Source organism: Sulfurovum sp. NBC37-1, assembly GCF_000010345.1.
Lineage (GTDB): Bacteria > Campylobacterota > Campylobacteria > Campylobacterales > Sulfurovaceae > Sulfurovum.
This window is the reverse complement of the sequence record NC_009663.1, coordinates 1,139,744-1,165,672: the sequence shown is the minus strand read 5'-3', so window position 1 is coordinate 1,165,672 and position 25,929 is coordinate 1,139,744. Positions and strand designations below refer to the sequence as shown.

The following is a 25,929-nucleotide window of genomic DNA, read 5'->3' as shown; positions in this document are numbered from 1 at the left end:
GATTTCCATAATAAACAAAATAAAATAGAAATTTTAAATTTAATTTCCAAAAAAATCTATAAATGCGACTTTTGTTACATTTTCATTAACTGTAGTTATGTATAATATAAGTACAAAAAATACAGGAGAGTAAAATGTCAGACAAAACAAAAGAAAAAATAGATGTAATTATTGAACTTAATAAAGAAAAAGAGAATCTTGGGATGGTAAACCTGCACCAAACCAGAGAACTGCTGATGGATGCAGGAGCAATACTGCTCGATGTACGTCCACCGGCAAAAGTAAACGGTGAGAATGCGCAGGAAGCGAACATTGCCAATGCGTACTATACGCCCTATCCTGAATTTGCGAGTTATCTTGACGAACTGCCGTCAGACCATACAAGTCCTATCGTCATCGCCTGTGTAAAAGGATGGTTCGCCAACCGTGTCATGGGATATCTTGAGATGATGGGGTATGAGAATGTCTATGTCCTCGATACAAATATCGAAGACCTCATTGAAGTGCACCACGCACATGCGGATCAGTAACTGATCTGAAAAACATGTCTCCGTATCTTTTCGATACGGAACACAAGAAAATCCTTCTTAAATATAACCTTCCTTATTTTAGCTTTTTGGCTACAAGTTCATTTACCACTTTAGGATTCGCTTTGCCCCCTGTACTTTTGAGTACCTGCCCTACAAAAAAGCCCAACAGCTTGGTGTTTCCATCTTTGAACTTGGCAACGTTATCCGGATTTTTTGCCATGACCTCTTCAATGATAGGCAGAATTTGAGCAGGATCACTGATCTGTACAAGGCCTTTTTCTTCGACGATCTTTTCCGGATCTTTTCCGGAAACTGTCATCTCTTCAAATACCTGTTTGGCGATTTTTGTTGAGATCGTCTCCTCATCGATCATTTTCACCAGCCCTGCAATCTGCTTTGGCGTGAATTTCAGCGCATCGATCTCTTTTTCCTTCAACTCTCTGGCAACCTCGTTCGCTACGGTATTTGCAAGTGATACAGGACTCTTAAGTGCAGAGAGTGCCTCTTCAAAAAACTTGGAAAGTTTCTCGTCACGTGCCAGTGTATTGGCCACTTCACTGTTCAGTTTCAGTTCACCTGTATACTTGTCGAAGCGTGCCTGCTCGGCTTCGTTCATTGGAGCTACTTCACCGTCTATCTGCACTTTTTTTGGTTGAGGCTTGGGTGCCTTATCAGGAGCTTTTCTTTTTTTGCTCCAGGAGTCCTTAAGTGCGACGATCTTGTTAAACACTGGGTGCTCATCACTGTAGTCAAGCGGATCGGCATAGAAATACCCCTGTCTTTCAAACTGGAACCTTTCATCGGGTCTTTCCGTGATGACTGCCGGTTCGACAAGTGCATACTCTATCACCTTCAAAGAATCAGGGTTGAGATCTTCCATCCCTTTGGGAGCTTCCTCTTTAAAGAGCCTGTCATAGAGTCTGACTTCCGCTCTCTTCGCTCCCTTCGCATCCACCCAGTGGATCGCACTTTTGACCTTGATGCCGCTTGTGTCCTGCCCGCTTTTGGAGTCGGGATGGTACTCCGCTTTGATTTCAACGATATTGCCCTTGGCATCTTTCACCACCTCTTTACAGGTGATAATATAGGCATGTTTCAGTCTTACCGGCTGATCAGGCGTAAGTCTGAAGTACCCTTTTGGCGGGTTCTCACTGAAGTCATCCTGCTCTATATAGATCTCTTTTGAAAAAGGCAGTTTTCTTGAACCCTCTTTGGGTACATCATGCGGATAATAGGACGCATCGATCTCTTCAGAACCTTCATAATTTTCAATGGAAATCTTGAGCGGGTCAAGCACACACATCACACGCGGCACTTTTGTATTGAGGTCGTCCCTGATGGCAAATTCAAGCTGTGCGACGTCTACCGTCGAATTCGCTTTTGCGATACCTATCTGGTTGCAGAAGTTCAAGATGGATTCCTTTGTGTACCCTCTCCTTCTGTATCCGGCGATGGTCGGCATACGGGGATCATCCCATCCATTGACCTTTCCTTCATTGACCAGTTCCAAAAGTTTTCTTTTGCTCATCACCGTGTAAGTGATAGCAAGCCTTGCAAATTCATACTGGTAGGGACGCGGCGGTTCAAGCTCCAGCGTATCGAGGACCCAGTCATAAATGGCACGGTTGTTCTCAAATTCCAGGGTACAAAAAGAGTGTGTAATACCTTCAATATAGTCAGAAAGACAGTGGGCAAAGTCATACATAGGATAAATGGACCATGTATCCCCTGTTCTGTGATGGTGTGCATGTCTGATACGATAGAGGAGCGGATCGCGCAGCTGCATATTGGCCGCACCCATATCGATCTTTGCACGAAGAACATGCTCTCCCTCTTTGAACTCACCCTTTTTCATTCTTTCGAGAAGATCCAGATTTTCTTCAACACTGCGCTCGGCATACTTGCTGCGTCTTCCAGGCTCTGTTACGGTCCCCCTGTACTCGCGTATCTCCTCTTCGTTCAGGCTGTCGACATATGCCTTGCCCATTTTAATGAGTTGAATGGCATAGTCGTACAACCTGGGGAAATAGTCAGAGGTATGACGTATCCCGTCATCCCACTCGAAGCCGAGCCAATGTACGGCATCCTTGAGAGCTTCAACGTACTTGGTATCTTCTGTGATCGGATTGGTATCATCCATTCTGAGGTTGCAGCGTCCATGATAGTCACGCGCAATACCAAAGTTTATGACGATAGATTTAGCATGTCCGATATGCGGAAACCCATTCGGCTCCGGAGGAAATCTTGTATGAACTTCCTGGAACTTGCCTGATGCCAGGTCCTCTTCCACTATGGTACGTAAAAAATCTTTGCTCTCATTCATTCTTGCCAACCTTTATTTAAAAGCTGTATTTTATCGAATTAGAGCTTATGCATCTTGTAAGCTACGGATATTTTGGAAGTGGAGGGCATTTCTAATAATAAACTCACTATAATAACAGCCATAATAAAGGTGCTATAAAGTCACGACTTTTGGAGTAAGATGAATGCTTAGATTTGCCCCGTCACCTACGGGTGACATGCGTACAGAACAGCTGCGTATAGCGATATTCAACTACATCGTGGCCAAACAGAAAGAGGTCAACTTCATCGTACGCATTGAAGATACGGACAAAGAGCGCAATATTACAGGAAAAGATACCGAGATCCTGCAAATATTAGAGAAGTTTGCCATCACACACGACTCTGTCTTTCACCAGAGTGAACACCTCAATATCCACCAGACCCTTGCCATCAGACTGCTCGAAGAGGGAAAGGCCTTTGTCTGTACCTGTACACCCGAGGCACCTGAATCGGACAAGACACCATCCCGATACAATGGAAAGTGTTTTAATGTGGACAAAGAGGAGCTCAAGAGACTCAAAGAAGAAAAGATCCCCTTTGTCATCCGTCTGAAAAAGCCCGAACACGACATGATCATCCATGACCTCTACAAAGGTGAGACCGTCACCTCTGCAGATGAAGTGGACTCCTTTGTCATTCTAAGAGCAGACGCTACACCGACCGAGAATTTCGCTTCGGCCTGTGACGATATGCTCTCGGGTATCGACTTCATCATCCGCAGTGAAGAGCACCTCGACGAGACAGCAAAGCAGGAATATGTCAAAAAGCAGCTTGGCTACGAAGAAGAGACTACTTACGCTCACCTGCCCGTCATTCTCAACGAAGAGGGCCAAAAGATGGATGAAAAAGACGACGCTTTTACGGTCAAATGGCTCTTTGAAGAGGGTTACATCCCCGATGCCATCGCCAACTACCTCATTTCGCTGGGCAACACCACACCTACCGATATCTTTACCCTGCCTGAAGCGATCGAGTGGTTCAATATCACCAAACTCTCCGGATCGCCGGTAAAATTCAACATTGAAGAATTGCGTCTTCTCAACCGTAAACACCTTGAAAAGATGGACGATAAAAGACTCTCCTCACTCTTCGGGTTCGCCGATGCAGATATCGGGAAACTGGCCAAACTCTATATAAACGAGGCTGCCACCATCAATGAACTTGATGCCAGGATCAAAGCGATCTTCTCACCAAAGGACTTTGACGGGAAGTGGGGAGAGCAGATGCGTATGCTCGAGAAGATCATCGCAGAGGCGCCGATGTTCGCTACTTTTGAGGCGTTCGAGTCCCACCTCATGAAAGAGAGCGGCCTGAGTGGCGAGTACTTCTCCAAACCGCTCAGAGTACTGCTGACCGGCGCCGAGCAGGGTCCCGAACTGAGCGACATTTATCCATATATCAAATCTTATTTACTGGAGGTAGCATCATGAATGCACTTATCTATTCTATTGTACAACTGATCCATACGGTGATCAATCTCTATATCTGGATCGTCATTATCGCCGCACTGCTGAGTTTCGTACGGCCCGACCCGAGAAATCCGATCGTTCAGATTCTTTACAGACTGACAGAACCGGTCTACGATGTGCTTCGCAGGAAAATGCCGTTTTTGATCATTGGCGGGATTGACCTCTCTCCTCTTGTCATCATCCTCGGACTGCAATTCATCGATACCTTCATGATGCGCGCATTGCTGGGATAGACTAAATGTTCAAGACACTGCTTTCGACACTTGTTATCCTGTTGGCACTGGGAACTACTTCTATCGAAGCAAAGACATTTTCTTATTCCCAGGTACACAATATGCCAAGAAGTGTGGAAAAGGACTACTATATCTGGCGTTTCCTCCAACAGAGAAGCACAACTGCTTCACAGGCACGTACTATCATCAAAGATGTAGACAATATCAACAAAAAACTGCGTATCGCCTACAAGAAGAAAACCGGTGCCAATCCACCGAACATCACGCATAAACCCTATGTCACAGAACAGCAGGTAGAGGACTGGAAACACCAGGCAGAGGGGAACAGACTCTTCGATGAAGGTATCAAGCAGGTCCAGCGGAAAAAACTCCAAAAAGCGATCACCTATTTTCATAAGGCACACGATGTTTACCTGAAACGCTGGGAGAAGGACAAGTCACTTTTCTGGCTCTATCTGCTGACCAAAGAGAAGAAATACCTTTACAAGATCAAACGGAACAGCACCCACATCAATATGTACACCCTGCTTGCAGCAGACATCACGCACAGCCAATACCCCAAAAGTATCATTACGCCCCGGGTAAGCAAAAAAAGTGTGAGCAATATCGATGTGACCAACCCTATCCACTGGGCAAAGCTTAAAATCAAGGTAAAAAAACCCAATGCCGATCTTGAAGCACTGGCAGAAGACTGCGAATCACAGGCGACCATAGGGATGAACACTTATATCAAGGCTAAGGCATGCAACTACAGAAAATCCTATTTCCCCATGCCTTACCGGTCTGCCATGCAAGGTTACCCTGTAGAGCGCCAGGCGCTTATTTATTCCATTGCGAGACAGGAGAGCCGTTTCGTGCCGGCTTCTGTCTCACGCTCCTTTGCACTTGGAATGATGCAGTTCATGCCTTTCCTCATCGACCATATCGCCAAACAAAAAGGGATACAGATGGACTATGATGATATGTTCAAACCAAAAGTCGCTATCCGATTTGCCGATTATCATCTGGACTATCTTAACAAATACCTCTACCATCCTCTCTTTGTCGCTTATGCATACAACGGCGGCATAGGTTTCACCAAAAAACTGATCAGAAATCGGAATTATTTCAGGAACGGTCCTTTTGAGCCTTACCTGAGTATGGAGAAAATGACCAATGTGCAAGCACGGGAATATGGAAAACGTGTACTGACGAACTACGTCATCTATATGAACAAGTTGGGAAAATCCACGAGACTGCTCCCCTATATAAAATCATTGACCGACCCGTCAAAAACGGATAAATTCAGATAATCAGGTGCCTTTAAAACGCCTCATTCGTAAAGACATACTTTGCCTTCTTGGCAAAGTGAAGTTTTTTCACCCCATAGGTCTCACTGTTGAATACCAGGTCGAACTTCATGCTCGAAGTGTGAGGGAAGACCACTTCAAAGTAATCACCCCAGTCTGTAATGAACGGGATATCTTTTAAACGTTTATCTGCTTTTTTGAGTATTTTTACGCTTTTGGGTGTTTCACCATTCAGTGTCAGATTGAAGTCTCCGGCAGTAAAATGGGCTACTTCTTCATCTTCCATATAAAGTCCGACAATAAAAACTTCATCTCTTTTGTCCTTCTCTTTGGGCACATCGGTCTGCGAATAAAGGTAGGTAGCCGTCAGCAGTACTTTGGTCTCATTAGCATCATAAAGTTGGGCTTTTTCCGTATGTAGAAGTTTTTTGTGATACACTTTTTCTTTGTTGTAGACCTGCAGGAGCGCTTTCTCCTCTTTGGAGCTGCATCCGCCAAGAAGAAGGGAGAAGAGACAGAATGCCATTACAGTTTCTCTATGCATACTTCTCCCCTTTTAATAATAAGGAGTTTAACATACATTCAATAAAGATTTAAGTATAATTCTTGCAATAACAATAAAAGGTTTTATGCGTGAATAAAAGAGTAGCCGTAGCATTCACCGGTCCTTCAGGGAGCGGAAAAACGACACTGGTGGAGAAAGTCTCTAGAGAACTCATCAAGACCCAAAAGGTCACTATCATCAAGAACGATCCCAAGAGCAAGGCCGTTTTCGATGTGGAAGGGAAGGACAGCTACAAGTTCTACCAGACCGGTGCCGAAGTGGTCGTTACATCCCCTACCCGCACTACCTATTTCTCACAGAGGGAGAAGAACCTCGATGAGATCGTTGCCATGATCAATGAATTCGACATATTGCTTGTTGAGGGACTAAAGACACTGCCGCTGCCGCGTATCGCCATTTTCAGGAACAAGATAGATGAGGATTACTTCGACTGTTCTGAAGCGATCGCCATCGATCACACGATAAACCCTGCTGATTATGCGATACCAGAGAACATTGACATTCTCAACCTGAACAACCTTGAACAGATCATTGACTGGATCAAGAACAACGCCACCAGTATATAAGAGAGGAAAATCCATGCATACTATATTTGAAACCATTGAAAAGGTTGCCCTGAAGATCGACCACGCCATCAAGACTGAAGATCTCGGATATTCAGAAAGCGAGAATTCTTCGGGAGAAGACCAGCTCAAACTCGATGTTAAGAGCGATTACCTCATTGAAGAGGCGTTCAAATCGGTCTCTTTGGTCAAAGACCTGATCAGCGAAGAGAAAGAAGGGGTAATGCCCCTGCACAGTAACGGGAAATACACTATCTGTTACGATCCGCTCGACGGTTCGAGCCTTGCTGATGTCAATCTCTCTGTAGGTTCCATCTTCGGGATATACGATGGCGAACCTAAAGGTGAGAACCTTGTGGCATCTGCCTACGTGGTCTACGGACCACGCATAGAGATCATACGTGCGGTCAAGGGGGAAAGACCAAAGCATTACCGCGCACAGGATGGTTTTTTCAACCTTGTAAGCAAAGAGGTCATTTTGAAAGAAAAAGGAAAACTCAATGCTCCGGGAGGTACACAGCAGAACTGGTGTGACTACCACAAAAGTTTTGTAGATGACCTCTTTGCCGAAGGATACAGACTGCGCTATTCCGGAGGAATGGTTCCTGACCTTCACCAGATCCTGCTCAAAGGCGGCGGTATTTTCTCCTACCCCGGAACCTCCGACAAACCGCACGGGAAACTCAGACAGCTCTTCGAAGTGATCCCTTTTGCCTTCATTTATGAGCAGGCAGGCGGTCAGGCGATCGATGCCAAAGGAAAAAGGCTTATGGAACTTGTCCCTGCACATCCGCACGATACCAGTCCATGCTTCTTTGGTTCCAACTATGAAATAAAAGCACTCAAAAAAGCATATGGGGTCAATGCCTGATGTCCGAGACGGTCCTTGATGAATGGCAGATCACCCTCAAGCATCAAAAAGTGGCGCTTGAGAACTGTCAGAAAAAAGAAGGGGTCACCAGCTGTCTAAAATGCGAGAAACTACTCAAATGTGAACTCCGGGATGCCTATGTCAAAGCGGTCTATGACAGCATGAGCAAAGGCAAAGGCGGAGGATTTGAGTTCTGATCCATTACGCTACACATACAGGTAACGCTTGATCTTCTTTGTCGGTGTCTTGACAAAAGGCTCTTTTTGTTCTATCACTCTTCTGAGGCGAGAAAAAGATGATACTTTTCCATTCACCTCTTTGCGTATCTCTTCAAGCACGTTTGCCACTTCCTTGTGGACCTCTGTTTCAGACTTCTTTTTTACACCCAGTTCTTCATCGAGTTTGTCATAGTCAAGATTGATACGTGCGGTCAAAGTCCCGTTATCATCGAATACCAGTGAATCGGCCACAGAAATATTGGCATTGATGACCGCTTCGATCTGTTCAGGGTAAATATTCTCACCGCTTGATCCTACGATGATATTTTTGGCACGTCCGCTCATGAAGAAATAACCGTCATTGTCAATGTAGCCGATATCTTCAGTATTGAACCATCCGTTCTTATCCATCACTTCAGCTGTCTTTTCCGGATCTTTATAGTACCCTTTCATCACAATGGGACCTCTTGCCCAAAGGGTTCCTATGCCATCTGCATTCTTGTCACGCAGTTCAATTTCCACACCGGGGACCACCGGACCGATCGCCTTGAATTTTGTCTTTTCAGGGTTGGTACCTGCAAGAAGGGGTGATGTTTCCGTCAATCCATAACCGATACAGTAGGGAAACTCCGCTTCTCTGAGAAACTTCTCTACCAGCGGAGACAGCCCTGCGCCTCCTATACCGAAGAAACGCATCTCTCCGCCGAAAGTCTCCATAAGTTTCTTTCCCGCTATCCTGTTCAACTGTTTGCGTATGAACGGTACAGCATAGAGTGCTTTGATGAGAAAATTCTTTTCAAAATTGGGCTGTATCCTGTTCTTGTAGATCTTTTCTATGATCAGCGGGACAGAAAGCATAAAAGTCGGCCTGACCACTGCCAATGCCTTAACGAGTATGGTCGGTGTCGGCGGTTTTTGAATATAGTGGATCGAAGCACCGTTAAGTATGGGGATGATCATCCCGACCGTACACTCGAAGGTATGTGCAAGCGGAAGCACGGAAAGAAAACGGTCCTCAGGAAAGATGTCCACCACATGCTGTGCTGCTGTGGCATCAAAAGTAATATTCCTGTGGGTGAGCATTACCCCTTTGGAACTCCCTGTCGTTCCGGAAGTATAAATGATCGCAGCGAGATCATCTTCTTTGATGATATGCTCTTCCTTCTCTCTTTTCTCCTTCCCGAGCTTCTCCATTGCTTTGCTGAACTGCTCTCCACCTCTTTTAAGCATTTTATCCATTTTGGAAGGGGTAGAGAGTTTTGTCAGGATATTCAGCTTGTCGGCAATGACGAGCAGACACATATCGGGCGGCTGTTTTTCGTCCAGAAGCGTTTCAAAGAGCTTTTGGGAAATGAAGGCAGCTTTACACTCTGCATGATGGGCAATGTGCATGGCCTCCGAGGTATGAAAATCAGGCAGGATAGGCACGATGACTGCACCCATCGTCACTACTGCAAAATAGATCGCTGACCAGTTAGGCATGTTTTCACTGTAAAGCGCCACCTTGTCTCCGGGACGGATATCGTAGGCATACAGCATTTCCTGTATTTTGGAAACCTTTGCTTTCAACGCTTCATAGCTCATGACATTGCCATCCACGAACTGGACGGCAGGACGATCACCATACGTCTCTGTACTATATTCGAAAAGTGCCTTGAGTGTCAATTCGGGCAGTTGGATAAACGGCTTGCTCATGCAGGGCCTTTAGGGATAAATTTAATTGGTGCGTTAATATTGTAAGTATACAAAAAATGGCTAAGAGAAAAGAGCCTTATTTAAGATTTTTTCATTACCACCAAATGAAGTTTATCTTTTCTACTCATTTTTTTCTTGATCTCATACTCCCGTTTGGAAGCAGTACTTCTGTCACTATACTCTTCTGTGTAAACCAGTTTAACCGGTCGTCTTGTTCGTGTATATTTGGCACCTTTGGATGAATGGTTATGCTCATCAAGCCGGCGTTCAAGGTCAGTAGCGATCCCGGTATAAAGCGTTCCATCAGCACATTCGAGCATATAGACAAAATACACTATTGTCTCGGTGAATGTGCATCTTCGAGCGCAAAAGGCTTGAAATAGACCCTGATGGCATCTTTGGAAATGAATATCTTGTCGGAGTGCTGCTCTATCTTGAGAAGAACGTCCCTTTTCTTCATCTCGCCAAAAGTTCTGTAGTACAGTGGCACGATGGAGGGACGGCTGGTGAAATTCTCACAGGTTTCTACTTCAAGGTAATACTCCCGTTCCATATCTTTAAGTTTGAAGAACGTCTTATTGCCGAATTTATAGACTTCTTTATTCAGGAAACGTATACGCTTCATTTCCTTGCTATGTTCTTCCCTGATACGCTTATCGTTCAGTTCCTTGAGAATTCTGTCCTTGTCCTCATCCGTATATTGCTTTTTGTACGACTTGACAAGTTCCTGAAACTTCTGCCTCTCCAATCGCTCATTGTTGAGCCTGTCAAGAATGAACTGTTTCTCTTCTTCGCTGAAGGTCTCTTTTTTGGCAATGTTTTCTAAATAGGATTTATTTTGCTGATCCATATCTATATTTCCCCGTTTGTTCTTTTATTGCACTTATTATAATATAATTTTATAAATCCACAGCATACCCATGTCACAGCACAATTTCGCTAATATATCTCCTATAATTTTACACCACTGTGTAACAATAATAAATACAATAAACTCATTTGTTTAAGGATTATATTTCATGTCATCATCTTGCCACAAAGCATACATTACCACCCCTATCTACTATGTCAACGATATTGCCCATATCGGTCACGCCTATACGACCATCATTGCAGACACACTTGCACGCTACTCCCGCATGAGCGGCCTGGATACTTTCTTTCTTACCGGAACGGACGAACACGGACAGAAAATAGAGGAATCCGCCAAAGCCAGAGGCAAAACGTCACAGGAATATGCAGACGAGATTTCCGCAACTTTTAAGAATCTCTGGGATGATTTCGGTATCTCTTACGACAAGTTCATCAGAACAACCGATGCGGACCATATGAAAGGGGTTCAGAAAGCCTTCAAGGTCATGTACGACAACGGCGATATCTACAAAGATGTCTATAAAGGCCACTATTGTATCTCCTGCGAGACCTTTTTCCCCGAATCTCAGCTGGTGGACGGCGAATTCTGTCCGGAATGCGGCAAACCGACCACCATCGTTGAAGAGGAGAGCTACTTTTTCAAACTTTCTGCCTACGAAGACAAACTGCTTGCATGGTACAACGACAACCCCAACTGCATCCTTCCCAAAAGCAAACGAAACGAAGTGATCCGTTTTGTCGAAGGCGGTCTTGATGACCTTTCCATCACAAGAACCAGCTTCGACTGGGGTGTCAAGCTACCGGCAGAGCTCAACGACCCCAAACATGTCATGTATGTATGGCTCGATGCACTGATGAACTATGTGACCGCGCTCGGTTACGGTACCGATGAAGCCAAAATGGACTTCTGGCCGGCACGTGTACACCTCATAGGAAAAGACATCCTGCGTTTCCATGCCATTTACTGGCCGGCATTCCTGATGAGTCTCGGACTTGAAATGCCTAAACACATCGCGGCACACGGCTGGTGGACACGCGATGGAGAGAAAATGAGCAAATCCAAAGGCAACGTCGTCAACCCAAGAGAAGTGGCAGATGCCTACGGCCTGGACAATTTCCGTTACTTCATGCTCAGGGAAGTCCCTTTCGGTGGCGACGGAGACTTCTCCCAAAAAGCACTCATCGACCGTATCAACTCCGATCTGGGAAATGACCTAGGTAACCTGCTCAACCGTCTCATAGGGATGAGCGGCAAATACTTCGAAGGCAAGGTAGATTCAGCCAATGTGTCCAAATACTACCAGACCGAACTTGATGAAGTAGATATCTCTCTGGAAAAACTCGAACCGCTGCTTTTCGATATGCAGATACACCGCTATCTTGAAGAACTCTGGAGACCGCTGAGCGTTGCCAACAAAGCTATCGACAAATATCAGCCATGGACACTCATGAAAGAAGGCAAAGAAGGGGAAGCAATGGCACTCAATGGCCTCATTGCGAATATCCTTGCCAAAGTATCGGTCATGCTCTACCCTGTCATGCCGGTGATCTGCCCGAAGATCGCAACTGCTCTGAGCTTCAGCATCGACAATGCAAGCTGGAACAGTCTGATCAAAGAGAAACAGCTGCTGGAGACCTTTACCATCGAAAAGATCCCACCGCTCTTCCCTCGCGTCGAAGAACCACTGCTTGAGCAGGCTGTTCCTGAAGATACAAAAACCGAAGAGAAAAAAGAAAACAAAGAAGAAAAAAAGAAGGATGAAGGTGCTGCTCTCATAGGCATCGACCAGTTCTTCCAGACCTCACTGAAAGTCGGTACAGTCGTTGCAGCCGAAGAGGTACCAAAGAGCAAGAAACTGCTCCTGCTCCAGGTCGACATCGGTGAAGAGAAGCCGAGACAGGTTGTAGCAGGTATCAAAGAGTGGTACTCTGCAGATGATATGCTGGGTACACAGGTCTGTGTCGTTGCAAACCTCAAACCGGCAAAACTAATGGGCCTCAAGAGCGAGGGAATGCTTCTTGCAGCCAAAGACGAGAACGGACTCTGCATGATCCGTCCTGAAAAACCTAAAACACCGGGGACACCGATCAGCTGATGAAAATAGAAGATATTGTAAACCTCACAGAGGGAACCCTTACCAATACACCAAAAGTCCAGGCCATAGAGGCAGCGACCGTTTACCCTTCCAAAGTGGAACACGGCGACCTTTTCTTTTCCTCCAACCAGGAAGAGATAAACAAAGCCGTCGAGAACGGTGCCTATGCCATCATCTACGATGACGACAGTATTGAAAGAAAGGATGACGAGATCGCCTGGATCAAAGTTTCCGACATCCAGCTGGCCGCATTCAAACTCATCCGCTACGTGATCATCAAGAAAGAGGCGAAATTCTTCCTCCTCAACGAGCATGAAATGTCTTTTCTGAAAATGATACTCACGCACAAAGGGAATATCTCTTTCATCGCCAACGACTGGCGCAAGGCTTTCGAGCAGATACTCAACTCCGACGATGCCCTTTTCGTAGGTACGGACAAAGAGCTGATGAAGCTCATCAAGCCGGACATCAAAAGACTCGAAAGGGACGTGGAAGGCTATCCTGTCTTTGACACCCTCTTCAGAACGACCTTCAAGGTCGGCGGCTATGTCTATCAGGAAAAAGAGCTCATTCCTTTCCATCTGGACCATCTCCTCCGCGTGGTCGCCTTCTGTGAGGCTGAAGATCTTCCCTACTCGCTGGATCGCCTCAAGTACACCAAACACTTCATGCCTGTTTTCATAGACGGACAGCTCAAAAGCACTCAGGCGGGCAAGAGTGATAAAGTTGCCATCTTCACGGACAATATAGAAGATATCGTTGAAGCCAGAGAGTACATCAAACGAAGCAACACCTGGGTCAAAGGAATTGTACTCACCCCGCCCAAGACCAAAGTACCGGGAATCGACCGTCCACACTGGTTCGAGAGTGAAGAAGAAGTCCGAGAGATCCTCAAAAGCACCCTCTTCAACTACGCCTTCATCTACAATGCGGACAAAAGTATCCTTAACACGATCAAGGAAGAGTACAGCCTCTTTTAAATTATCATCAGGAACCCGAACTCGTTCGGGATAAAAGCTACCTACTATTAAAACATTTAACCGTAAAGAACCTCATGGCTCCTACAGGAACCCTGAACTTGTTCAGGACTAAGTCACTTTATCATTTCAACATTCTGCCGCGAAGAACTTCGCGGTTCCTATGACCTGCACCCCAAACTCGTTCAGGATAAAAACTGCTTTTCCGTTGGGCAAATCCATCTTACGGTTTTCCTATCACCACCATATTCTTCCCGTTATCGCCTACAAATTCACAACCATACATTTCTGCCAATACCCTGAACGTTTTCGCCCTGAAAAAAACGATATGCGTCGGGTCCTGATGGTAGTACCACTTTTTAAAAGCCTCTTCATTATTGGGATGAAACTGAGTCTGAAGTGCAAGATATCCGCCATCTTCAAGCCTCTCAAGAAGTGAATGGAATACTTCTTTCGGTTGATGCAAATGCTCGAAAACTTCTGTAGATACAATAAGTTCATATTTTTTACTATCATCAAGGCTGTCGAGGTGGTACAGAGGATCGAAATAATCACACTGTATCCCCTTCTCTTCCAGAAGAGATGCCAGAAGCGTACTTCTGCCACAACCGAAATCGAGTGCCGTTTTCGGTGTACCAACTAGTGGCAGCACAAAGTCAAGAAAACGTTGAAAGTAAGCCCTGTACCCCGGATGGTCCTCATCGTTCTCATGCAGGTCGTAACGGCTTTTCTGTTCTTCTATACTTTGGTAACATTCCGGAGATTTGAAAATGTATTCGCAGGATTTGCAGTGGTAGTATGTGATGTTTGTCTTGTCATCCACAAAACACTCTGCAGGCTTGTCACAAATATGGCAGGTCATTGTTCACTCCTTTGTGTGTGCTATGGTACAGTGTGGTTGGTTAAAGCTACATATCCAAAGGACTAACTACTCTGCCCTATCTAATAATTTTCTTTTTACTTCCAAAATATCCGACTAAAAGGACATAAGCAATTTTTATCATTATAGGATTTTTAAAAAGAAAGTAGTAAAAATATGGCATATTGAGCCCTGACCGTAGAGAGGAAATGTCCCTGGGGTGCATATTTTAGAAATAGACGGATATTTTTGATATACTACTAATATGAATAATAAAGTAATAGAGGGACATTGTGTTACACTAATGAATAAGTTAGCTTAATACTAAAAAAGGTATGTGATGGGTATATTTGACTTGTTTTCTAAAAGACAAAAAAAACTTAGAGGGGAAATTCCGGATGTATATCAATATGAAGATATAAATAATAATTTTAGAGTTCAGGTTGTACATATTATTAAAGATACATTTGGCAAAGACACTTATGGTCATAATTATGTTTCAAATGCATTTGATGAAATTCATAGAATTCTTTGCAAAGAATATGGAGTGTTTTCATTAAAAGAAGACGAGAATTATACATTTAATGAAATTTATAATTTCTTTTTATCCACACATGAATATGAAAAAGCATTGGATATAATAGAATTAAGTTTCAAATTTATAAACAAAGTTGTAAGACAAGACAGTTATCAATATTATACTCAAGATCATAGACTTAGTCCAGATGAAGCTATTGAAGAACTAAATCAAAGATTTAAAGAACATGGTATAGGCTATCAATTTGAATCAAATGAGTTAATTAGAATAGATTCACAAATGATTCACTCAGAAGTTGTAAAACCTGTTTTAAAACTTTTGCATAACCCAATATATTCAGGGGCTAATGAAGAGTTTTTAAAAGCTCATGAACATTATAGAAACAATAGAAATCAAGAATGTTTAAATGAATGTCTAAAATCATTCGAGAGTACTTTAAAAGCAATTTGTGATAAAAATAATTGGTCATATAACCAAAATGATACATCTAAGAGATTGATAAAGATATGCTTTGATAATAATCTTATTCCAACTTATTTACAAACACAATTTTCATCACTTCAACAATTATTTGAAAGTGGTGTTCCAACAATAAGAAATAGAAACTCTGGACATGGTCAAGGGGTTCAACAAATTCAAGTAACAAATGAAATAACTAGTTATATGTTACATTTAACAGCTAGTAATATATTATTTTTGATACAACAAGAAAAGTTGCTACACACATAAAGCTAACAAATCATTGGAGAGAAATATTTGACCCTGCGCTCAAATATTTCTCAATCCAGTCGTTAGAATCATCCAGAAACCATCTTGATAATTCGGGTTGATATGGCTACAATAGTAGTAAGCAAAATACAAAAAGGCCAAACATGAACAATTATCAACGGATCAACACACGCAAACCAGAAGGAATCGAGAACAAAAGAGCCTTCCTCATAGGCTCGGGGATAGCCTCATTGGCCGCAGCGGAGTACCTGATGCGTGATGGGCATATGCAGGGAAATCAGATCACCATTTTCGAAGAAGGCAGCTTGGCCGGTGGTGCCATGGACGGTGCCGGTAATCCCGAGGATGGCTTCATCGCGCGTGGCGGAAGGGAGATGGAAGCGCATTACGAATGTCTGTGGGACCTCCTTTCACAGGTACCTTCCATCGAAGAAGAGGAACGTACCGTTCTGGATGAGTTCAGAGAACTCAATGAGATCGACCCGAACTTTTCCAAGGTAAGGGTCATTTACAACCGGGGTGAAAAACATCGCAGAACCGATCTGGGGCTCCATGAAAAAAATACGCATAAACTGACCAGGCTGCTGCTTACAAAAGAAGAAGATCTTGGTGCCGCAACTGTTGAAGAGTATTTCGACAAATCGTTTTTTGAGACAGATATGTGGCTCTACTGGAGAAGCATGTTCGCATTTGAGACCTGGCACAGTGTCGTGGAAATGAAACGATATATGCATCGTTTTATCCATCTGATGCCAGGTATGAGTACGATGAGAGGTCTTGTTTTCACCAAATACAACCAGTACGACTCCCTGATACTTCCGCTGAAAAGACTGCTGGAATCAAAAGGAGTCAGTTTTGTCTTCAACACCACGGTGACCGATCTGGATATCGACATCAATGAAGATCAAAAAACGGTGACGGCCATACATCTGAACAAAAACGGCAGTGAGGAAACGATAAAGACATCCGCTGACGACCTCGTCTTCTTCACCAACGGCTCCATGACCGAGAACTCATCGCTTGGCGATACGGACCATGCACCGGTCCTGGACAGAAGTGAAGGGGCAGTATGGGGTCTGTGGAAGAAGGTGGCGGCAAAAGATGAGGCTTTTGGCAAACCAGAAGTCTTCTGCAGCGACATCGACAAAACGAAGTGGGAATCTTTCACCATCACGGCAAAGGGAACGAAAATACGCAAACTCCTGGAAGATTTTGCCGAACGAAAGTTCCTTCCCCACCGCACCGCGACAGGCGGCATCATCACCGTCAAAGATTCCAGCTGGCTGCTCAGCGTCACGGTCAACAGACAGCCACAGTTCAAGAACCAGCCTGCCGACACCACCGTGGCATGGGCCTATGCCCTCTTCCCCGACAAGAAAGGCGATTTCATTGACAAAAAGATGAGCGAATGTACCGGCAGGGAACTGCTGCAGGAACTGCTGTATCATCTCGGCATCGATGCGAACGAGATGCAGGCCTATCTCGATGAGTGTATTGTCATCCCTGCAATGATGCCCTATATTACAAGCCAGTTCATGCCAAGAGTTAAAGGCGACAGGCCAAAAGTCATCCCGGAAGGCAGCGTGAACCTTGCATTTTTGGGCCAGTTCTGTGAAATAGAGGGCGACTGTGTCTTCACCGTAGAGTATTCTGTCCGTTCCGCCATCATGGCTGTATACCATTTTCTAAATCTGGAGAAGCCGGTCCCGGAGATCTACCCGAGCCAATACGATATACGCGCTCTGGCTGCTGCGGTCAAAACGATGAAACCCGATGATGAGGGTATTGTTCAGAGACTGATCGAGAGTGTCATCAAAAAGAAACTGGCCAATACCACCTTTGAGGGCTTGCTGTAAAACCCTGGTTCTTTAAGCAATTATGTAAAAACCCTATCTTTCCAGAGGTAGGGATTCTTATTATTTTTTATTTGAAATATCAGCATTCTTTTTGTCATTAAGCCTGGCCAATATCTTTTCGCCTTTTTTTATCTGCAAAGAGATGATTGTCAGTTCTTCTTTTAGCTCTTTTGACTCTTTTTTCCCCATCTTTTTCTTTGATTCTTTTTCAAGCATCTCTTTTTTGGACTTCAGTTTTTCCAAAAGACGTCTAATGGATTTCTTTTTCCCTTCTACTTCAAACCCCTCCAATCCCAATAATTCTTTTACACTGTTAATGAATTTTTTTACACCCATTATGCTCTCTCCTCTTTTAAAATTAAATCAACATCTTCATCATTGACCATAAACTCTTCCGCAAGGTCTTTTATGTCACTGGAAAAATCTATAAATAAGATCTCTGCCATGGCAATGAAGTTTTGGCTGATCTTGTAGGCATAGGCACTATCGTTCATCAATGAAGTTGCCATTTCATTGGTGATCAGGTTATTTCGTATCAGATTGTCAAGAGTACCGTTTGCCAGAATATCGTATCTTTCCATATGCACTTTGACTTTTGACAAAAGGAGAAGGATTTCATCTTCCTCCATCATTTTAGATAATTTGTCAATGTTTCTCAACAATTCAGCCAAACCTACTCTGATATTATTATATTTTTCTTTGATATGCTCATTCTCGCTGGTGGAATATTTTATTAAATTCTTTTGCAGATGATGTGTATCTTTCACTGCTTCGACAATATCCCTGTTGGCAAGCTTTAATTTATATAATTTCTGAATATCTTCTGTACTCATATAGGATTGGGCTTTGGCGGAAAAATCTATGATCTCACCATAAAGCCCTTTGATCCTGTGGCGGTAGAAATCATCTATATCAATTATTTTTTTACTGTAAGGATCCATTACAATTTCTTCCAGCGGCCTGGTGGATACAATATTGCTTCGCTTTAAATTCAAACCGTGGGCTATGATTTCAAAAGCATTCTCGTACAAATGCTTTGTCTCCTTTATCAAGGAGAGCATCGCCGTTGCCGGGAGCTCCAAAACCGAGTCATTCAAATACTTCGCGCCTTCAAACTCACCTTCTTTTTTCTTATTGCTTTTAATAGCAGTTTGAAGAAAGTCAACAAGCCGCTGCGTAAAAGGTATAAATATCACCACACCCATGATCTTGAACAAACTGTCGAATACAGCCAGTCTTAATGTATGGTTATCACTTGCGATACCGAGATGATCGCTGATAAAATCCACGGTGGACATCATCTGATGCATGATTGCTACAGCGATCACCGCTGTCACTACGTTGAATATCAGGTGGGCACCTGCCAATCTTTTTCCATCAATATTTGAACTTAATGAACCGAGAATCGCCGTGATGGTCGTACCGATGTTGGCACCGATAACCAGGGCAATGGCATTTTCATATGTTATCTGGTTTGCTGCCAAAGCTGCCAGGATCAATACAATAGTGGCATGCGAAGATTGCATAATAACTGTTGCCAGCACCCCGATACCGATAAAGATTATTATGCCTTTGAATCCCGGCACGGCAAATGCGGCAAGGTCAATAGTATCTTTGAACGCCTCAAAGCCTTCTTTCATGTAATGAATCCCAAGGAACAGAAAGCCCAGTCCGGCCAGTATATACCCAAATCCTTTGAGAGACTTGGCCTTTTGAAATATCAGGATAATACCAAATACCAGCATAGGCATTGCATATTGTGCAATATGGATTTTTAATCCAAATCCCGCCATAAGCCATGCTCCGGTTGTGGTACCGATATTGGCACCATAAATGATCCCTACTCCCTGAAAGAGGCCAATCAGACCTGCACCAAGAAATGAAATAGTCAGTACGGACACAAGGGAGCTCGACTGCATCATGGCAGTCGCTACAAAACCAAATCCTATGCTCTTAGATAGTTTATCTGTAGATTTTTTGAGGACTTTCTCAAGGGTACCTCCTGAAAAAGCTTTAAAGCCTTCTTCAAGGGCAATCATACCAAATAGAAATATTGCTACTCCAGCTGATATTTCTTTAAAATTGGGACTGATCCAAAAGCCATATCCCAGTATGATGAGTATGGTTGGTAAAAAAATTCGTTTTAACATTAAAGAACCATTCCTCTGATCATAAAGTAGATCGCGGCAGACAGTACAGCGGCGGCAGGAACGGTAATAACCCAGGCAGCGATAATCTTCTTCACCGCTTCCCTTTTGACGTATTTAACTTTTTGGGCACTTTTTAACATCTTTTTAGCTTTTTTCAGGCGCGATTCTTCTTCATCAATCATCTTATAAAGATCAACAATCCTTTCATACTCCGTTTTTCCCTTTTCCTCTTTTACTTCAAGAGTTTTTAGTTCGGCATGCAGTGCTTTAAGCTGTTTTTTCTCATCAACGATACGTTCTTTATCATGGATAATCTCATCTTGAATTTTGGTTGTATCAAGATATTCTCTTAAAAATCCAACACCGAAGATACCACCTACGGCAATATGGGTAGAACTGACAGGAAGTCCCAACTGGGACGCGATAATGACCGTAATGGAAGCTGCCATAGCTACAGAGAATGCTCTTATCTGATCGAGTTCTGTAATCTCGGAACCCACTGTTCTGATAAGCTTTGGCCCGTAGAGTGCAAGACCGATGGCAATCCCCAGTGCGCCCACTGCCATGACCCATAAGGGTATGCCTGCTTTTGCTGAAATACCACCGGTCATTACAGCATCACTGATGGCCGCCAAAGGTCCGATGGCATTTGCCACATCGTTTGCACCGTGTGCAAAGCTTAAGAGTGCCGCTGCAAAGATAAGGGGTAGCGTAAAGAGCATATTGATACCTATACGACTGTTTTCAATATTGTGCGCTTTTTTTGCAACAACTGTTTTTACTATAAAATAAACAATGATTCCTACAACAAGTCCAAAGATAGCGGCAACAATAAAAGTAGGTTTTTTCGTATCAGGTAAAAAAATCAGTATATCCACGATACTTGGCCAAACTTTTTTAAGGCCTTTTAACGTAAGGTAGGTAATAAAAGCCCAAGACATAACAGCAACAAAAACGGGAACCCATTTAACGGCTGCTTCCACTTTGTCCTCCTTGAAAACCATTGTTTTCTTTATGGCAAAAAGGAAAGAAGCTGCAATAATCCCGCCAAGTACAGGGGAAATGATCCATGAAGCTGCGATCTTTCCCATAGTCCCCCAGGAAACAATGCTGAACCCCGCTGCGGCAATACCGGCACCCATGACGCCACCGACAATAGAGTGCGTGGTTGATACCGGTGCTTTTGCCATCGTTGCAAAATTCAGCCACAACGCAGCAGCCAAAAGTGCCGACATCATAGCCCAGATAAATGAATCTGCATTAGTACCAAAAGCAGCAATATCAATAATCCCTTTTTTGATGGTCTTTACAACATCACCACCTGCTATCAATGCTCCTGCTGCCTCGAATATGGCTGCAATGACGATAGCCCCACCCATGGTAAGTGCTCTTGAACCAACAGCCGGCCCTACATTGTTTGCTACATCATTGGCACCGATATTCATAGCCATATAGGCACCAAAGAGCGCTGCAATCGCCAAGAAAACATTGTTTGGTATTCCACCCGTACTCATAAAGCTATAGCTTAAAACCGCTACCATAAAAAAGAGTGCGGCCCCAAGCCTTATAAAATCAAAACCACTACTTTTTATAGCCTCTTTTTCCATTTTTTTTACTGTCTGTATTTCCATAATCCATTCCATCCTTTATTACTATTGTACTCCTCCTTGACTTAGTAGCAAAATAAAAAGCATGTTCCCATCGATGTGACATCAAAGATCAAATAAAACCATCCCGCGCATTATTGCACGGGAATCCTACTCTCGTATCTCTATTAAATTTGCCCTGAAGTTAAAATCACAGGGACAAAGCCTATAGAAAGAGTTTGAAATTCTTCCCCAGCCTCTGTACGACATTTTTCGTTCCCTGGATCAGAAGCGGATTCTTCTCTGCATCCAGCCACTTGATGAGACTTTTCATCTCCCTCTCATTCATGACCGTACATCCCGCAGTCGGCACCTTTTTGATATGCAGGAATATGCACGATCCCGCACCGGGGATTGCTCCCTTTTCGTCAATGTGGTTGTGATTGACCACAATACCATACTTGTAGTAATCCTTGGGGAACTTCATATGTTCCTTACTTTTGTAATCAACCTTTATCTTCGTACTGTCAACGATCTTGTTGTAATACTTAGAATGTACATCGTCTACGCAATGGTCCGTCTCTTTGTAAACGACGTAGGGATACCTGACATCAAAAGGCTGGTACCCAAAGGCCTGTTTGAGTTCGAAGATGCCTGCCGGTGCCTTGCCGTCCCCCTCTTTCTTGATGATCTTAGCATCCTTGGGAATGCGGTGCAGTCCCCTGCCCCATCCTATGCCGTTGCGTCCGATCTTCACATGGACAGACTTGCCTACCTTCTGCCACACGGACCCTTTTTTCTCATAACGCTGCAGCATACCATTGGGTGTGGACCAGTTCTTTGTCGTCACGACGATCAGCTGTTCCGTTTCGGGCAGCTTTGCCTGTAGTGTTGCAGCAAAAAGCAGTAAGCCAAGTAAAATCTTTTTCATTGTGTTATAATCCTTTCATACATTAAACGATCAGGTACTTTTTATGGAATACGGAATCATCTCAATCGCAATACCCCTGCTTACGATCTTTTTGGCCATTATAACAAAAGATGTCATCGTTTCGCTCGTCGGAGGGATCTTTGCCGGCCTTTTGGTACTCAACGGCTATAACCCGCTCACGGCTTTCACAGCACTTTTTGACGGCATCATTTCCCTTTTTGCAGAGGGGTGGATCACCAAGACACTGCTTTTCATGCTGCTCGTCGGCGCCATCATAAGACTGCTGACGGACAGCGGTGCCGTGGACAGTTTCGTGGCATACCTAAGCCGGGAAGCAAAAAAGATCGATTCCCCCACCGGCTCCATGATGCTTGCCTATATCATCGGCGTCATCATCTTCATCGAATCGTCCATTACTTCGCTGGTCGCCGGCACCGTAGCCAAACCGCTTTGCGACAAGCACGGGGTGAGCCGTGAAAAACTCGCCTATATCTGCGACTCCACTTCCGCGCCTATCTGTTCGCTGATCCCCATGAACGGCTGGGGTGCCCTGCTTCTGGGACTGATCATCACGGCAGTAGAGTCCAAGGTCATCAGCGGCGATCCCGTCTCCCTGCTTGTCTCTTCCATACCCTACAACTTCTACGCCATATTCACGCTGCTGATCGTCCTGGGGGTGATCTACTTTAAATGGGAGATCGGCCCCATGAAACATGCGCTTCCCGCTGCCTACCACCCCAGCAGTGTGAACGAGCAGATCAAAAAAACCCCCTGGCCCATGCTGTTACCCCTGATAGTCATGGTCCTTGCCGTCCCTGTGGCGCTCTACATTACAGGCAAGGGTGACATCTTCAAAGGCTCGGGTTCCACTTCTGTCTATTATGCGGTGATCGTAACGCTCATCTTCATCTACCTCTACTACATTCCGGGCAGGATTATCTCACACAAAGCCTACTTTAAAAGCTTTTACCTCGGCCTGGGAGAGATGATACCCGTCACAATGATACTCCTCTTTGCCATCTTCATAGGCAAGGTCATCGGTGACCTCGGTACTGCAGCCTACCTCTCCGATCTGCTCAGCGGCAATATATCACCGGTGTTGATCCCCATGCTTATCTTTCTTGTTTCAGGCATTACCGCCTTTTCCACCGGAACAAGCTGGGGTACCTTTTCCATCATGATGCCCATAGGCCTGGCACTGGGAGCAACGATGGGTCTGGACATTCCTCTCGTCATTGCGGCTGTGATCTCCGGCGGGATCTTCGGCGACCACGCTTCTCCCATTTCCGACACCACCATCATCTCCTCCATGGCTGCGGGATGTGACCATGTGGAACATGTCAGAACACAGCTTCCCTACGCATTGATCGGCGGAGTACTGTCGGCAGCGGCATTTCTGCTATCCGGATGGATATTAGTATAATACTCAAACACACAGGAGACAAAATGAAAAAAATGATAACAATACCTATAATAGTCGTGTTTTCACTGATCACAGCATTTATAACAGCCGGTGCGTGTACCCATATCTCTCTGAAAGGCGTCGATGGAACGACGGTGAGCGGACGAACCATGGAGTGGGCCGGATTCGATATGGAAATGCGACTGAGAGTCATTCCGAGAAATGCAAAACTGAAGTCACTCCCTATGACAGACAAAAAACTTGGGATGCATTGGAAGGCCAAATACGGCTTTGTTGGCGTCGATATGATGAAGATGTCTTTTGATGAAGCGATGAATGAGAAGGGACTGAGCTCCCAGTCGCTCTATCTTCCCGGATTTGCCAAATATCAGGAATACAATCCTGCTCAGGCGGCCAACTCCATCACCGCCCCCGATTTCAACAAGTGGATTGTCAGTCAGTTCGCAACGGTTGACGAAGTACGCAGCGTCCTCAAGAGAGGTAAAGTCCGGATAGTTCCTTTTATTCATCCAGCCTTTGGCGGGTCCATACCTTTGCACTGGGCCATTACTGATGCTTCGGGCAAAGAGATCGTTGTAGAGTATGTCGACGGCAAACTTCATATCTATGACGCTCCGCTGGGCGTGATGACAAACTCACCTCCGTATCCCTGGCATCTGACCAATCTGCGAAATTATCTAAACATACGCTCCGTTGACTGGAAACAGGTCAAAATAGACAGTATGACTATCAGGCCTATCGGTGCAGGTTCCGCTTTGCTGGGGATACCCGGTGATTTCACTCCTCCCTCCCGCTTTATCCGTGCCGTTGCCTTTAAGCAGACTGCCCGCAAGACGAAGGGCGGATACGATACCGTAACCGAGCTTTTCAGGATCCTGGACAACTTCAACGTACCCGCCGAAAAAGTAGATCCGAACGCGCTCAAAAAAATGGGGCTCAAGCCTCTGCCCTATGGAGGAACCCAATACACCTGTGCCTGCGACCTGAAGAACCTCATCTACTACTACCACACCGATAATGACCGCTCGGTCCGAAAAGTAGATCTCAAAAAGATTGATTTCACTTCCCTCAAAAAGCCTTTTACTATGTCCCTTAGAGGAAACAGGAATGATCCCATCGATGTGACATCAAAGATCAAATAAAACCAGCCTTCGCAATAATGCGCGGGCTGGATTTTGTTATAATCTATATTAAAAATTGAAGGAAACTCAAATGAAAAAAATATTTGTACTATCCACACTCAGCATTGCCGTACTGTATAGCGGTTTCTGGCCGGATTTTAGTTTTGCCTATGAACACGGTAAAGGCAATGTCGACAAAAATTTTGCCAGAGACAACAAAAAACAGATCGTTCTGGACAAAAAAGATAAAAAGTTCTATTACGACGCAAAACCCTCCAAAAAAATGAACTATCATGATGCCGTCCAATACTGCGAAAAGATGGATTACTTAGGCTATACGAAATGGCAGCTTCCCACCAAAGAAGAGATGCGCTCTCTGCTCGAACTGTCACGCCGGGATGTAACGGTCAAACATGCTTTCAAACATATTCAGAAAGGCATCTACTGGTCATCCACCAAAGACAGAAAGAATGAAGCATGGTATTTTGATTTTGAACTTGGGAGATATTTTGTTGCTGACATGAACAAGAAGTTCTATGCACTGTGTGTCGGAAGAGAGAAGTGATACTTAATACAACGACCGGAGGACAGACTGCTTGATGTAAAGGCTCCATTACAGGGGAACAGGTCAATCAAGTACAGAAACTGATGAGCATCTACCTAAAAGAACATGGTATCAAACAAGACAAAATACTGATCGTGCATATGTTTACGGAAAAGATGCTTTCCCATAAAAGCGTACTCGGGTATTATGACAAGGTTCACCTGTTGATGAACCTTGACGGACACGGCTCCCCGGCACTGAAGGTCAAGATATACAATGGGATCTACACGAAAAAACGTGCTGCACAATTTGCCGGAGGATTCAAATTTTTTTTCAGAGAAGACAAACCGCTTATGACACCCGAGCAGGTCCTTGGACTGAAACCGGTAGGAAGATCCAGAATCAAAGTAATTCCAAGATATATTAACTATCAGTAAACTATTCTTTGTTAATATCATTTTATAATATAT

Annotated in this window: 25 protein-coding genes; 15 read left to right on the top strand and 10 right to left on the bottom strand. The window is 44.3% G+C overall.

Annotation, left to right across the window (positions count from 1 at the left end):
• The first annotated feature begins 134 nt into the window (after positions 1–134).
• Positions 135–530: a rhodanese-like domain-containing protein gene (locus SUN_RS05880; RefSeq protein ID WP_011980828.1), complete on the top strand. Its 396-nt coding sequence runs from the start codon at positions 135–137 to the stop codon at positions 528–530.
• A 73-nt stretch (positions 531–603) separates the two neighbouring features.
• Here the strand turns inward: SUN_RS05880 and SUN_RS05875 are convergent, their stop codons facing one another.
• Positions 604–2,853 carry a glutamine--tRNA ligase/YqeY domain fusion protein gene (locus tag SUN_RS05875; protein ID WP_011980827.1) on the bottom strand — a complete coding sequence of 750 codons (2,250 nt, stop codon included), beginning with the start codon at positions 2,851–2,853 and terminating at the stop codon, positions 604–606.
• 163 nt (positions 2,854–3,016) lie between these two features.
• Here SUN_RS05875 and gltX point away from each other — a divergent pair, with 163 nt between their 5' ends.
• The 3 genes from gltX to SUN_RS05860 are packed head-to-tail and all read left to right on the top strand — an operon-like array spanning position 3,017 to position 5,867.
• Positions 3,017–4,303, top strand: a complete 1,287-nt coding sequence (gene gltX, locus SUN_RS05870; RefSeq protein WP_011980826.1) for a glutamate--tRNA ligase — start codon at positions 3,017–3,019, stop codon at positions 4,301–4,303.
• The gene (locus tag SUN_RS05865) at positions 4,300–4,575 is read left to right on the top strand and encodes a YggT family protein (protein ID WP_011980825.1); all 276 of its coding nucleotides are present in this window, start codon (positions 4,300–4,302) and stop codon (positions 4,573–4,575) included. The genes gltX and SUN_RS05865 overlap by 4 nt, the downstream gene beginning before the upstream one ends.
• 5 nt (positions 4,576–4,580) lie before the next feature.
• A complete protein-coding gene (locus tag SUN_RS05860; RefSeq protein WP_011980824.1) occupies positions 4,581–5,867 on the top strand; it encodes a transglycosylase SLT domain-containing protein in 1,287 nt (428 codons plus the stop codon).
• 10 nt (positions 5,868–5,877) lie between these two features.
• On the opposite strand, the gene SUN_RS05855 is transcribed toward SUN_RS05860, so the two are convergent.
• Positions 5,878–6,408 carry a hypothetical protein gene (locus SUN_RS05855; RefSeq protein WP_011980823.1) on the bottom strand — a complete coding sequence of 177 codons (531 nt, stop codon included), beginning with the start codon at positions 6,406–6,408 and terminating at the stop codon, positions 5,878–5,880.
• Between the two features lie 89 nt (positions 6,409–6,497).
• Here SUN_RS05855 and mobB point away from each other — a divergent pair, with 89 nt between their 5' ends.
• Genes mobB through SUN_RS05840 form a run of 3 tightly spaced genes read left to right on the top strand, consistent with a single transcriptional unit; the run spans position 6,498 to position 8,060 of the window.
• On the top strand, positions 6,498–6,995 hold the full coding sequence (gene mobB, locus SUN_RS05850) for a molybdopterin-guanine dinucleotide biosynthesis protein B (protein ID WP_011980822.1): 498 nt from the start codon (positions 6,498–6,500) through the stop codon (positions 6,993–6,995).
• A 13-nt stretch (positions 6,996–7,008) separates the two neighbouring features.
• Complete coding sequence (locus SUN_RS05845; RefSeq protein WP_011980821.1) at positions 7,009–7,863, top strand: class 1 fructose-bisphosphatase; 855 nt, start codon at positions 7,009–7,011, stop codon at positions 7,861–7,863.
• On the top strand, positions 7,863–8,060 hold the full coding sequence (locus tag SUN_RS05840) for a hypothetical protein (RefSeq protein ID WP_011980820.1): 198 nt from the start codon (positions 7,863–7,865) through the stop codon (positions 8,058–8,060). Before SUN_RS05845 ends, SUN_RS05840 begins: the two co-directional genes overlap by 1 nt.
• A 9-nt stretch (positions 8,061–8,069) precedes the next feature.
• On the opposite strand, the gene SUN_RS05835 is transcribed toward SUN_RS05840, so the two are convergent.
• From SUN_RS05835 to SUN_RS05825, 3 genes are all read right to left on the bottom strand, one after another.
• Complete coding sequence (locus tag SUN_RS05835) at positions 8,070–9,776, bottom strand: AMP-binding protein (RefSeq protein ID WP_011980819.1); 1,707 nt, start codon at positions 9,774–9,776, stop codon at positions 8,070–8,072.
• A gap of 80 nt (positions 9,777–9,856) precedes the next feature.
• The gene (locus SUN_RS05830) at positions 9,857–10,111 is read right to left on the bottom strand and encodes a GIY-YIG nuclease family protein (RefSeq protein WP_011980818.1); all 255 of its coding nucleotides are present in this window, start codon (positions 10,109–10,111) and stop codon (positions 9,857–9,859) included.
• Positions 10,111–10,626: a hypothetical protein gene (locus SUN_RS05825; protein ID WP_011980817.1), complete on the bottom strand. Its 516-nt coding sequence runs from the start codon at positions 10,624–10,626 to the stop codon at positions 10,111–10,113. The genes SUN_RS05830 and SUN_RS05825 overlap by 1 nt, the downstream gene beginning before the upstream one ends.
• Positions 10,627–10,795: 169 nt before the next feature.
• Here SUN_RS05825 and metG point away from each other — a divergent pair, with 169 nt between their 5' ends.
• Together metG and SUN_RS05815 are read left to right on the top strand one after the other, a co-directional pair.
• On the top strand, positions 10,796–12,745 hold the full coding sequence (gene metG / locus SUN_RS05820; RefSeq protein WP_011980816.1) for a methionine--tRNA ligase: 1,950 nt from the start codon (positions 10,796–10,798) through the stop codon (positions 12,743–12,745).
• Positions 12,745–13,725, top strand: a complete 981-nt coding sequence (locus SUN_RS05815) for a hypothetical protein (RefSeq protein WP_011980815.1) — start codon at positions 12,745–12,747, stop codon at positions 13,723–13,725. The genes metG and SUN_RS05815 overlap by 1 nt, the downstream gene beginning before the upstream one ends.
• Before the next feature lie 220 nt (positions 13,726–13,945).
• Here the strand turns inward: SUN_RS05815 and SUN_RS05810 are convergent, their stop codons facing one another.
• A complete protein-coding gene (locus SUN_RS05810; protein WP_011980814.1) occupies positions 13,946–14,584 on the bottom strand; it encodes a class I SAM-dependent methyltransferase in 639 nt (212 codons plus the stop codon).
• Positions 14,585–14,921: 337 nt separating this feature from the next.
• On the opposite strand from SUN_RS05810, the gene SUN_RS05805 reads away from it, so the two are divergent.
• Entirely contained in the window at positions 14,922–15,848 is a 927-nt protein-coding gene (locus tag SUN_RS05805; RefSeq protein ID WP_011980813.1) for an STM4504/CBY_0614 family protein, read from the top strand.
• A gap of 143 nt (positions 15,849–15,991) precedes the next feature.
• The gene (locus SUN_RS05800) at positions 15,992–17,704 is read left to right on the top strand and encodes an oleate hydratase (RefSeq protein WP_011980812.1); all 1,713 of its coding nucleotides are present in this window, start codon (positions 15,992–15,994) and stop codon (positions 17,702–17,704) included.
• 60 nt (positions 17,705–17,764) lie between these two features.
• Here the strand turns inward: SUN_RS05800 and SUN_RS05795 are convergent, their stop codons facing one another.
• The 4 genes from SUN_RS05795 to SUN_RS05780 all read right to left on the bottom strand — a co-directional run bounded on the left by SUN_RS05795 (position 17,765) and on the right by SUN_RS05780 (position 22,371).
• Positions 17,765–18,040 carry a hypothetical protein gene (locus SUN_RS05795; protein ID WP_011980811.1) on the bottom strand — a complete coding sequence of 92 codons (276 nt, stop codon included), beginning with the start codon at positions 18,038–18,040 and terminating at the stop codon, positions 17,765–17,767.
• Positions 18,040–19,854 (bottom strand): Na/Pi cotransporter family protein, encoded by a 1,815-nt coding sequence (locus tag SUN_RS05790; protein ID WP_011980810.1) that lies wholly within the window; start codon positions 19,852–19,854, stop codon positions 18,040–18,042. The genes SUN_RS05795 and SUN_RS05790 overlap by 1 nt, the downstream gene beginning before the upstream one ends.
• A complete protein-coding gene (locus tag SUN_RS05785) occupies positions 19,854–21,485 on the bottom strand; it encodes an inorganic phosphate transporter (RefSeq protein WP_041672955.1) in 1,632 nt (543 codons plus the stop codon). Before SUN_RS05785 ends, SUN_RS05790 begins: the two co-directional genes overlap by 1 nt.
• Positions 21,486–21,666: 181 nt before the next feature.
• Positions 21,667–22,371: a L,D-transpeptidase family protein gene (locus SUN_RS05780; RefSeq protein WP_011980808.1), complete on the bottom strand. Its 705-nt coding sequence runs from the start codon at positions 22,369–22,371 to the stop codon at positions 21,667–21,669.
• A gap of 43 nt (positions 22,372–22,414) precedes the next feature.
• On the opposite strand from SUN_RS05780, the gene SUN_RS05775 reads away from it, so the two are divergent.
• From SUN_RS05775 to SUN_RS05760, 4 genes are all read left to right on the top strand, one after another.
• Entirely contained in the window at positions 22,415–23,794 is a 1,380-nt protein-coding gene (locus SUN_RS05775; protein ID WP_011980807.1) for a Na+/H+ antiporter NhaC family protein, read from the top strand.
• Positions 23,795–23,817: 23 nt separating this feature from the next.
• Positions 23,818–24,936: a linear amide C-N hydrolase gene (locus SUN_RS05770; protein WP_011980806.1), complete on the top strand. Its 1,119-nt coding sequence runs from the start codon at positions 23,818–23,820 to the stop codon at positions 24,934–24,936.
• A 70-nt stretch (positions 24,937–25,006) separates the two neighbouring features.
• Positions 25,007–25,480 (top strand): DUF1566 domain-containing protein, encoded by a 474-nt coding sequence (locus SUN_RS05765; RefSeq protein ID WP_011980805.1) that lies wholly within the window; start codon positions 25,007–25,009, stop codon positions 25,478–25,480.
• 83 nt (positions 25,481–25,563) lie between these two features.
• Positions 25,564–25,896, top strand: a complete 333-nt coding sequence (locus SUN_RS05760) for a hypothetical protein (RefSeq protein ID WP_011980804.1) — start codon at positions 25,564–25,566, stop codon at positions 25,894–25,896.
• The last annotated feature ends 33 nt before the right edge of the window (positions 25,897–25,929 follow it).